12 protein-coding genes are annotated in these 9100 nt (G+C 66.7%); 8 read left to right on the forward strand and 4 right to left on the reverse strand.

The window, feature by feature from the left end:
• Positions 1-49: 49 nt before the first annotated feature.
• Positions 50-382, reverse strand: a complete 333-nt coding sequence (locus CXK94_RS22200; protein WP_128576409.1) for a hypothetical protein — start codon at positions 380-382, stop codon at positions 50-52.
• On the opposite strand from CXK94_RS22200, the gene CXK94_RS02380 reads away from it, so the two are divergent.
• Genes CXK94_RS02380 through CXK94_RS02390 form a run of 3 tightly spaced genes read left to right on the forward strand, consistent with a single transcriptional unit; the run spans position 375 to position 3267 of the window.
• Positions 375-1496 carry a Re/Si-specific NAD(P)(+) transhydrogenase subunit alpha gene (locus CXK94_RS02380; RefSeq protein ID WP_102893144.1) on the forward strand — a complete coding sequence of 374 codons (1122 nt, stop codon included), beginning with the start codon at positions 375-377 and terminating at the stop codon, positions 1494-1496. The genes CXK94_RS22200 and CXK94_RS02380 overlap by 8 nt on opposite strands.
• Positions 1497-1509: 13 nt before the next feature.
• The gene (locus CXK94_RS02385; RefSeq protein ID WP_037044213.1) at positions 1510-1827 is read left to right on the forward strand and encodes an NAD(P) transhydrogenase subunit alpha; all 318 of its coding nucleotides are present in this window, start codon (positions 1510-1512) and stop codon (positions 1825-1827) included.
• A 3-nt stretch (positions 1828-1830) separates the two neighbouring features.
• Complete coding sequence (locus CXK94_RS02390) at positions 1831-3267, forward strand: NAD(P)(+) transhydrogenase (Re/Si-specific) subunit beta (protein ID WP_102893145.1); 1437 nt, start codon at positions 1831-1833, stop codon at positions 3265-3267.
• Positions 3268-3380: 113 nt separating this feature from the next.
• Here CXK94_RS02390 and CXK94_RS02395 read toward each other — a convergent pair whose 3' ends face one another.
• A complete protein-coding gene (locus CXK94_RS02395; protein ID WP_102893146.1) occupies positions 3381-4211 on the reverse strand; it encodes an oxidoreductase in 831 nt (276 codons plus the stop codon).
• 131 nt (positions 4212-4342) lie between these two features.
• On the opposite strand from CXK94_RS02395, the gene CXK94_RS02400 reads away from it, so the two are divergent.
• Positions 4343-5242 (forward strand): LysR family transcriptional regulator, encoded by a 900-nt coding sequence (locus tag CXK94_RS02400; protein WP_102893147.1) that lies wholly within the window; start codon positions 4343-4345, stop codon positions 5240-5242.
• Between the two features lie 47 nt (positions 5243-5289).
• On the opposite strand, the gene CXK94_RS02405 is transcribed toward CXK94_RS02400, so the two are convergent.
• Positions 5290-5880, reverse strand: a complete 591-nt coding sequence (locus CXK94_RS02405; protein ID WP_037044222.1) for an NAD(P)H-dependent oxidoreductase — start codon at positions 5878-5880, stop codon at positions 5290-5292.
• Between the two features lie 119 nt (positions 5881-5999).
• The gene (locus tag CXK94_RS02410; protein WP_037044225.1) at positions 6000-6977 is read right to left on the reverse strand and encodes a bile acid:sodium symporter family protein; all 978 of its coding nucleotides are present in this window, start codon (positions 6975-6977) and stop codon (positions 6000-6002) included.
• Positions 6978-7067: 90 nt separating this feature from the next.
• Between CXK94_RS02410 and CXK94_RS02415 the strand changes: the two genes are divergently transcribed.
• From CXK94_RS02415 to CXK94_RS02430, 4 genes are all read left to right on the forward strand, one after another.
• Positions 7068-7868, forward strand: coding sequence for an AraC family transcriptional regulator (locus tag CXK94_RS02415; protein ID WP_037044227.1), 801 nt, complete (start codon positions 7068-7070; stop codon positions 7866-7868).
• A 170-nt stretch (positions 7869-8038) separates the two neighbouring features.
• Positions 8039-8239, forward strand: a complete 201-nt coding sequence (locus CXK94_RS02420) for a DUF1127 domain-containing protein (protein ID WP_037044231.1) — start codon at positions 8039-8041, stop codon at positions 8237-8239.
• Positions 8240-8354: 115 nt separating this feature from the next.
• Positions 8355-8672, forward strand: a complete 318-nt coding sequence (locus CXK94_RS02425) for a DUF2388 domain-containing protein (protein ID WP_037044234.1) — start codon at positions 8355-8357, stop codon at positions 8670-8672.
• A 100-nt stretch (positions 8673-8772) separates the two neighbouring features.
• Entirely contained in the window at positions 8773-9072 is a 300-nt protein-coding gene (locus CXK94_RS02430) for a DUF2388 domain-containing protein (protein ID WP_037044236.1), read from the forward strand.
• Positions 9073-9100 lie beyond the last annotated feature (28 nt).

Genomic DNA, 9100 nt, shown 5'->3' on the forward strand with positions numbered 1-9100 from the left:
AAGGTCGAACATGGCCGGCACCGCTGACGAATACCGCATCGATGGCAGGTCATTCATGATCCATGCGGATGAACGACTTGCCGAAAGCCATTCGCTCGGCGCGAGCCCAAGGTATGCGCCGGCTGCAGAGCCATGCGCGAACCAGGTGGTCATGCGCCGACCATCGAACCAAATACAATCGTTTGATTGAAACAGTTGTTTGATTTTTTCCGGGCTTGCAGAATGCCGCGCTGTAGTCGGTTTCTTTCGGCACTACAAGAAGGTCGCTTCGCCGTTTCGAACCCCGCCCGCCAGAGTAGCGCGCGGGTGAAAAACGCTCGTCAGAGCCGCGGATCAGCGTGCTCTGGTCAAGATCATGCAGGAGAACAACAACAATGCACATCGGTGTTCCTCTCGAAACCCAGGCCAGGGAAACGCGGGTTGCCGCGACCCCGGAAACCGTCAAGAAACTGATCGGCCAAGGGCATCGGGTGACGCTGCAAAGCGGCGCCGGCTTGCTGTCCAGCGTGCCGGACAGCGCCTATGAAGCCGTCGGCGCGGCCATCGGCGACGCCGCCGCAGCGCTGGCCGCCGAGGTGGTGCTCAAGGTCAACGCGCCGAACGAGGCCGAGCTGGCGCAGATGCAGCCCGGCGCGGTGCTGCTCGGCATGCTCGAGCCGTTCGACGATGCCGGCATCGCACGCATGGCCGCACGCGGCATCACCGCCTTCGCCCTCGAGGCGGCGCCGCGCACCTCCCGTGCGCAGAGCCTGGACGTGCTCTCCTCGCAGGCCAACATCGCCGGCTACAAGGCGGTGCTGCTCGCCGCCCATCACTATCCGCGCTTCATGCCGATGCTGATGACCGCCGCCGGTACGGTGAAGGCCGCCCGCGTGCTGATCCTCGGTGCCGGTGTCGCCGGGCTGCAGGCCATCGCCACGGCCAAGCGCCTGGGCGCGGTGATCGAAGCCTCGGACGTGCGCCCGGCGGTGAAGGAACAGATCGAGTCGCTCGGCGCGAAGTTCATCGACGTGCCCTACGAGACCGACGAGGAACGCGAGTGCGCCGAGGGCGTCGGCGGTTACGCGCGGCCGATGCCGGCCTCGTGGATGGCGCGCCAGGCGCAGGCGGTGCACCAGCGCGCGCTGCAGGCCGACATCGTCATCACCACCGCGCTGATCCCGGGCCGCAAGGCGCCGGTGCTGCTGCAGGAGGAGACGGTGCGACAGATGAAACCGGGCTCGGTGGTGATCGACATGGCCGCCTCGCATGGCGGCAACTGCCCGCTGTCGGTGGTCGACCAGGTAGTGGTCGACCACGGCGTGACCCTGGTCGGCTACAGCAACCTGGCGACCTGGGTGCCGGCCGATGCCTCGGCGCTCTACGCCCGCAACCTGCTGGATTTCCTCAAGCTGGTCATCGACAAGGACGGCCAGTTCCAGCTCAACCTCGAAGACGACATCGTCCGCGCGTGCCTGATGTGCCGCGACGGCCAGGTCGTGCGCAGCAACGCTTAAGGGAGACGCGACCATGGACCTGATTTCCGACGGCATCTACAACCTGATCATCTTCGTGCTGGCGATCTACGTCGGCTACCACGTGGTCTGGAACGTCACCCCGGCGCTGCACACGCCGCTGATGGCGGTCACCAACGCGATCTCGGCGATCGTCATCGTCGGCGCCATGCTGGCCGCCGCGCTCACCGTCACCCCGCTGGGCAAGGCCATGGGCACCCTGGCCGTGGCGCTGGCGGCGGTCAACGTGTTCGGTGGCTTCCTGGTCACCCGGCGGATGCTGGAAATGTTCAAGAAGAAGGACCGCAGCGCGGCCAAGGCGGAGGCCAAGTAAGCCATGAGCATGAACCTGATCACCCTGCTCTACCTCGTCGCCTCGGTGTGCTTCATCCAGGCGCTCAAGGGCCTGTCGCACCCGACCAGCTCGCGGCGCGGCAACGTCTTCGGCATGCTCGGCATGGCCATCGCCGTGCTGACCACGGTCGGCCTGATCTTCAAGCTCGGCAGCGAACTGGCCGGCACCGGCATCGGCTACGTGATCGTCGGCCTGCTGCTCGGCGGCAGCGTCGGCACCGTCATGGCCAAGCGCGTGGAAATGACCAAGATGCCCGAGCTGGTCGCCTTCATGCACAGCATGATCGGCCTGGCGGCGGTGTTCATCGCCATCGCCGCAGTCGTCGAGCCGCAGTCGTTGGGCATCGTCGAGCACATGGGCTACGCGATTCCCACCGGCAACCGCCTGGAGCTGTTCCTCGGCGCGGCCATCGGTGCCATCACCTTCTCCGGTTCGGTGATCGCCTTCGGCAAGCTGTCCGGAAAATACAAGTTCCGCCTGTTCCAGGGCGCGCCGGTGGTGTTCCAGGGCCAGCACCTGCTCAACCTGGCCGTCGGCCTGGCGATCGTCGGCCTCGGCCTGGTCTACACCTTCACCGGCAATATCCCGGCGTTCGCCCTGCTGGTGGCGCTAGCCTTCGTCATCGGCGTGCTGATCATCATCCCCATCGGCGGTGCCGACATGCCGGTAGTGGTGTCGATGCTCAACAGCTACTCGGGCTGGGCGGCGGCCGGTATCGGCTTCTCGTTGAACAACTCGATGCTGATCATCGCCGGCTCGCTGGTCGGCTCCTCCGGCGCGATCCTCTCGTACATCATGTGCAAGGCGATGAACCGCTCGTTCTTCAACGTGATCCTCGGCGGCTTCGGCGCCAGCGCCGATGCCGGCGGCCCGGCCGGTGCGCAACAGGAACGCAACGTGAAGTCCGGCTCCTCGGACGACGCCGCCTTCCTGCTGACCAACGCCGACACGGTGATCATCGTCCCCGGCTACGGCCTGGCGGTGGCCCGCGCGCAGCACGCGCTGATGGAACTGGCGGAGAAGCTGACGCACCTGGGCGTGACCGTGAAGTATGCGATCCACCCGGTGGCGGGGCGCATGCCGGGGCATATGAACGTGCTGCTGGCCGAGGCCGAGGTGCCCTACGAGCAGGTCTTCGAGATGGAGGACATCAATGCCGAGTTCGGCCAGGCCGACGTGGTGCTGGTGCTGGGCGCCAACGACGTGGTCAACCCGGCGGCGAAGACCGACCCGAAGTCGCCGATCGCCGGCATGCCGATCCTCGAGGCGTACAAGGCCAAGACGGTGATCGTCAACAAGCGCTCCATGGCCAGCGGCTACGCGGGCCTCGACAACGAGCTGTTCTACATGGACAAGACCATGATGGTCTTCGGCGACGCCAAGAAGGTCGTCGAGGACATGGTCAAGGCGGTGGAGTGATCCCTTACCCGCGCTGAAGCGAGAACCCCCTCCCGGCCGCGCCGTGAGGGGTTTTTTTCGCTGCGCCGCCCGTGCCTGCGCGGCGGCTTTGGCCTGGTGCGGGACAGGGTGCTTCAGGCGTCGAAGTCGGTGGACAGGGACAGCGCCCGCCACTCGGCCAGTTCGGCACTGACGAAGCTGTGCTTCTGCTCGATGCGCGCCACGGTGTCGCTGCCCAGCGCCAGGCGCTGCGGCGGCTTCGGCGCGTCGACCAGTGCCAGCATCGCTTCGGCGAACTTGTTCGGGTCCCCCGGTTGCGCATGGTTGTAGTCCTTGGCGAACCGGCGCACGGCCCCGACGGTATCGTCGTAGTCCGGCAGTTCCAGGGCGGTCTTCAGCAACGATTGCTCGTCGAGGAAGTCGGTGCGGAAGAATCCGGGTTCCACCACCGTGGCATGGATCCCCAGCGGCGCCAGTTCCTGATACAGCGCCTCGGTGATGCCTTCCACGGCGAACTTGGTGGAGCCGTACACCCCCCAGCCCATGTAGGCCTGGTAGCCGCCGATGGAGGAGATGTTGATGATGTGGCCGGAGCGCTGGCGACGCATGTGCGGCAGCACCGCACGGGTCACGTTGAGCACCCCGAACACGTTGGTGGCGAACAGCCGCTCGGTTTCGCTGGCGCTGGTTTCCTCCACCGCACCGAGTACGCCGAAGCCGGCATTGTTGATCAGCACGTCGATGCGGCCGAACTGCCTGATGCCCGCCGCCACGGCCTGATGGGCCTCGGCTTCCTGCGTGACGTCCAGGCGCAGGGCCAGGAGGTTGGGATGGCTGCCGAGGCGTGCCTCGACATCCTCGGGCTTGCGCGCGGTGGCGATGACCGCATCGCCGGCAAACAGGGCACGCTGTGCGATCAGGGCGCCGAGACCACGGGATGCACCCGTAATGAACCAAGTACGCATATCAACTCCTCCGTTTCAGTGACCCTGCACCATGCAGGGCCTTGTCGATGAGTTGACGTCACTCTAGGCCTCGGCTACTGATGTGATAATCCCAAGAAAATCACATGGGTTTTTGAGTTTAATTCACATATATGAAAACCGTTGCCGCCGCCGACCTGGCCATCTTCCTGTGCATCGCCAATCACCTGAGCTTCAGCCGCGCGGCGGTCGAGCTGGGCCTCACGCCATCGGCGCTGAGCCATGCCCTGCGCGCCCTGGAAACCCGCCTCGGGATTCGTCTGTTCAACCGCACCACGCGCAGCGTGGCCCTCACCGAGGCGGGCGCGCGCCTTTATAGCCGGGTCAAGCCGGCCTTTCGCGATATCGACGACGCCCTCGAGGACCTCAACAGCTTTCGTGACAAACCCTCGGGCAAACTGCGCATCACCGCCGGGCGACCCGCCGCGCAGCTGGTGTTGCTGCCGCTCGCCAGCCGCTTCCTGGCGGCCTACCCGGACGTGCGCCTGGATATCGTCACCGACGATGCGCTGGTGGACGTGGTTTCGGCCGGCTTCGACGCCGGCGTGCGCTTCGGCGAGCGGCTGGAAGCGGACATGGTTTCCCTGGCCATCGGCCCCTACATGCGCTCCGTGGTGGTGGGTTCAGCGGAGTTCTTCCAGCGCTACCCCGTGCCGCAGAAGCCCCAGGACCTGCAGGGGCTGCCCTGCATCCGCCACCGCTTCCCCAGCGGGGCGTTCTACCGCTGGGAGTTCGCACGCGGCGGTATCGAACTGGAGATCGACGTGGACGGCCCGCTGACGCTGGACGACGTCGGCCTGATGCCTGGGCCGGCACAGCAGGGCGTCGGCCTCGCCTATGTGTTCGAGGAGCTGGTCAAGGACCAGCTCGCCGACGGTCGCCTGGTCCAGGTACTGGAAGACTGGTGCCCCTACTACCCCGGCCTGCATCTCTACTACCCGAGTCGCCGACATGTGCCGGCGACGCTCAAGGCATTCATCGAGTTCGCCCGCAACGCCCGCGAACCGGGCTGAGCAAACTGGCTCGGGCACCTCATCGGGCAGCGGCCCCCAGCGGCAGCTCAGGCCTGGAAACCGAATACCTCGCCCAGGTGCCGGCGGTAGCGCGCCACGTCCGCCTCGATGGCCGGGCGCTTCATCACATCCACGCAGAGGAAAGTCGGCAGCCCGCGCATACCGAGGAACTCGTTGGCCTTGTGGAACGGCAGGTAGACGGCGTCCACGCCCTTGCCGGCGAAGAAGTCGCTCGGGTCGTCGAAGGCCTGCTGCGGCGCGTTCCAGGTCGCCGAGATCATGTAGTGCTTGCCGTGCAGCAGACCACCGCTGCCGTACTTCTGCGAGGCGTCGGAGCGCGTGCGGCCGTCGTTGGCGTAGAGGCTGCCGTGGCCGGCGGTGAACACCTCGTCGAGGTACTTCTTCACCGTCCAGGGCGCGCCCATCCACCAGCCGGGCATCTGGTAGATCAACGCGTCGGCCCAGAGGATCTTGGCAACCTCCTCGGCCACGTCGTAGCCGGCGTCGATCTCGGTGGTCCTCACCTCGAAGCCGGCGGCCTCCAGGGTCTCGCTGGCCGCCGCGTGCAGGGTGGCGTTGTAGCGGCCGGCCGAATGGGCGAATGCCTTGCCGCCGTTGAGTAGCAGAATCTTCTTCATGGAACACCTCGGGAACGGAATGCCGCGCAGCTTATCCAGCCCCGCATGGCCCTCCCAGCCCCGTTCGGGCAAATGATCCTTGCGTGCCGATCACGAATCCAACCTGCATTAACCGGACTTCAGGCCGGCTCCAGCTCCGGCCGACGCGCATAGCGTTGCGCCAGCACCGCGCACACCATCAGCTGGATCTGGTGGAACAGCAGCAACGGCAGGATCAGCGTACCCAGCGCGCCGCCGGCGAACAGCACCTGGGCCATGGGGATGCCGGTGGCCAGGCTCTTCTTCGAACCGGCGAAGAGGATGGTGATGCGGTCCTCCAGGTCAAAACCCAGCCAGCGCGCGATGAAATAGGTGCCGAGCAACGCCAGCGCCAGCAACAGGCAGCAGGCCAGCACCAGCCCGATCAGCTGCGGCAGCGGTATCTGGCCCCAGATGTCCTCCATCACCGCATGGCTGAAGGCGGTGTAGATCACCAGCAGGATCGAGCTCTGATCGACGTTCTTCAGCCAACCCCTGTTGCGCGCCACCCAGTCGCCGATCCAGCGCCGCGCGATCTGCCCGGCGATGAACGGCAGCAGCAGTTGCACGACGATCTTGCCGATCGCCTCCAGCGTCGAGCCACCATCGGCCTGTGCGCCCATCAGCAGCAGCACCAGCAGCGGCGTGAGGAAGATGCCGATCAGGCTGGAAGCCGCCGCACTGCAGATCGCCGCCGGGATGTTGCCGCGCGCCAGCGAGGTGAAGGCGATGGCCGACTGTACCGTCGCCGGCAACGCGCAAAGGTAGAGGATGCCGAGGTACAGCTCGGCCCCGACCATGGGCGTCAGCACCGGCCTGAGCGCCAACCCCAGCAGTGGGAACAGCACGAAGGTGCAGGCGAACACCAGCAGGTGCAGGCGCCAGTGGGTCATGCCGGCAAGGATCGCCGTACCGGACAGCTTGGCGCCGTGCATGAAGAACAGCAGGGCGATGGCCAGGTTGGTGATCCACTCGAACACCACCGCGCCCTGCCCGTGCGCGGGCAGCAGGGTGGCGACGGCCACGGCGGCGATCAGCGCGAGGGTGAAGTTGTCGGGTAGCAGGCGGGGTCTGGCCATGTGCGCGTTCCTGTGGCGAGTGTGTTGCGGCGAGTCGGCGCAGAGTCTACTGTCGACAGGCATAACCGGCTAACGCCACTGGACCCGGCAATGTCGAGAAACGGACACCACAATCTTCCCCATCGGCGCATCCCGGTCATGGATGCGCTGCCCCGGCCCCTGTTTGCCCGCAGCGAATCGCTGCCCGAACGCACCACCACGCCGCGCCACAGCCACCCCTGGGCGCAGCTGTCCTATGCCACCAGCGGCGTATTGCGCGTGCACACCGACGGCGGGCGCTTCCTCGCTCCGCCGCAGCGCGCCATCCTCATCCCACCGGGCCTGCTGCACGAAGTGATCAGCTCGCCGCAGACGGAGATGCGCAGCCTGTACCTCGACGACAGCGTGCTGGCCTGGGCGCCGGCGCGTTGCCAGGTGCTGGAGGTCAGTCCGCTGCTACGCGAACTGATCCGCGCCTTCGGCCAGTTGCCGGTGGCATACGACGAACAGGGCGCCGAGGGGCGGCTGGCGGCGGTGCTGCTGGATCAGTTGCAGGCGGCGCCGGAGATCGGCTATTCGCTGCCCTGGCCCAGCGACCCGCATCTGCGGCGACTGTGCGAAACCCTCTACGCAGCACCGGAGCTGCCGTTCGGCCTCGCCCACTGGAGCGAACGGCTGGGCCTCTCGGAAAAGACCCTGACCCGCCGCTTCCGCCGCGACACCGGCCTCAGCTTCCGCGCCTGGCGCCAGCGCCTGCGCCTGCTCAGCGCGCTGCCGCTGCTCGAACAGGGCGCGCCGGTGACCGACGTCGCGCTCGCCTGCGGCTACGATTCCACTTCGGCGTTCATCGCCGCCTTCCGCCTGTTGTTCGGCTTCACCCCGGGAGCGCTCGCACGCCAGGCGCCCGACTGAACCCGGCACCACCTGGCAGCAACAGTTGCCGCAGCCACAAGCGGTACAGTTAGCAGCACGCGGCAACTGCACCGGCACAATCCCCGATTCCTGTGGCTGTTGCGCCCGTCCCCCGCGCGCGATCCTGTCTGCCCATAAGCCATGCCCGCCGAATGCGGAAGGACGACATCATGGATCGCGCCCTGCCACGCCCCCTTTCCCTCACCCGCCCCGGACGGCCGGTCCAGCGCCTGGTGCGGCTGCTGCGCCAGTGGCAACAGAACGCCCGCAGCCGCCGCCAACTGGCAAGCCTCGACGATCGCCTGCTGGCGGATGTCGGCATCAGCCGCAGCGAGCGCGAGGCCGAGCTGAACAAACCGTTCTGGCGCTGAAACACGCCGCGCTTTCCTGCAGGCGGGGCGAAGCCTATGCTGCGCGGCGAGGACCGCGCCATCGGGAACGTAACGCCCATGGCGCGGTCTGAAGCCACAGCCCTGGAGAATCACCATGTCCCGTATCCTGCTTCCGTTGTGCGCCGCCGGCCTTCTGCTGAGCGGCACCGTTTCAGCTGCCAGCTTCACCGCCACCACCGACATGATCGCCGGCGGCCTGACCAACAGCATCGACACCACCTCCGACCTGACCTCGTCGCTGCGCGACGACAAACTGGTGCTGGAGGCCCGTGACGATGCCGCGCGCTTCGTCGCCAGCCAGGGCGAGCTGCGCGGCGCACACCTGGAAGCCGCGCTGCTGCATATCCGCCGTCAGGTGCCGCAGCTCGATGCCAACGACCTGCAACTGGCCGAGGCGATCCTGGCGCTGTGACCCGGCGTTGGCATTGAAAACTGGCGAAGCAACTGAGTACTGGCCGTGATGAAGGCGTTTCGCTAGCCTTGGCGGCGTTTTTACCGGCTACAGGACTCACATGCGTTCGTTTCAAATCGCGGCATTGACCGCGGCCTGCCTCGCCACCGGCTCCGCCCAGGCTTTCGACACCACCACCGCCAGCATCGTCCAGACCAGCTACGTCAGCAGCCAGCTGACCAGCGCCCCGTTCGACAACAAGCTGCTCGCGGATGCCCGCGACGACGCCGCCGGTTTCGTCGCCAGCGCCGGCCAGCACCCTGGAGCGCGCCTGCAGGCCGCACTATCCTGGCTGCGCCAGCAGCATCCCGAGCTGGCCGCCAGCGACCTGGAGCTGGCCGAAGCCATCCTCGTCCAGTGATTCACTGACCGGCGCCCCGCCCGTCGGT

It is taken from the genome of Stutzerimonas stutzeri, from assembly GCF_002890915.1.
Lineage (GTDB): Bacteria > Pseudomonadota > Gammaproteobacteria > Pseudomonadales > Pseudomonadaceae > Stutzerimonas > Stutzerimonas stutzeri_AF.

Coding starts and splice junctions, on each gene's coding strand:
- CXK94_RS02380 (WP_102893144.1), top strand. CDS start 375: ATGCACATCGGTGTTCCTCTCGAAACCCAGGCCAGGGAAACGCGGGTT.
- CXK94_RS22200 (WP_128576409.1), bottom strand. CDS start 382: ATGTGCATTGTTGTTGTTCTCCTGCATGATCTTGACCAGAGCACGCTG.
- CXK94_RS02385 (WP_037044213.1), top strand. CDS start 1,510: ATGGACCTGATTTCCGACGGCATCTACAACCTGATCATCTTCGTGCTG.
- CXK94_RS02390 (WP_102893145.1), top strand. CDS start 1,831: ATGAGCATGAACCTGATCACCCTGCTCTACCTCGTCGCCTCGGTGTGC.
- CXK94_RS02395 (WP_102893146.1), bottom strand. CDS start 4,211: ATGCGTACTTGGTTCATTACGGGTGCATCCCGTGGTCTCGGCGCCCTG.
- CXK94_RS02400 (WP_102893147.1), top strand. CDS start 4,343: ATGAAAACCGTTGCCGCCGCCGACCTGGCCATCTTCCTGTGCATCGCC.
- CXK94_RS02405 (WP_037044222.1), bottom strand. CDS start 5,880: ATGAAGAAGATTCTGCTACTCAACGGCGGCAAGGCATTCGCCCATTCG.
- CXK94_RS02410 (WP_037044225.1), bottom strand. CDS start 6,977: ATGGCCAGACCCCGCCTGCTACCCGACAACTTCACCCTCGCGCTGATC.
- CXK94_RS02415 (WP_037044227.1), top strand. CDS start 7,068: ATGTCGAGAAACGGACACCACAATCTTCCCCATCGGCGCATCCCGGTC.
- CXK94_RS02420 (WP_037044231.1), top strand. CDS start 8,039: ATGGATCGCGCCCTGCCACGCCCCCTTTCCCTCACCCGCCCCGGACGG.
- CXK94_RS02425 (WP_037044234.1), top strand. CDS start 8,355: ATGTCCCGTATCCTGCTTCCGTTGTGCGCCGCCGGCCTTCTGCTGAGC.
- CXK94_RS02430 (WP_037044236.1), top strand. CDS start 8,773: ATGCGTTCGTTTCAAATCGCGGCATTGACCGCGGCCTGCCTCGCCACC.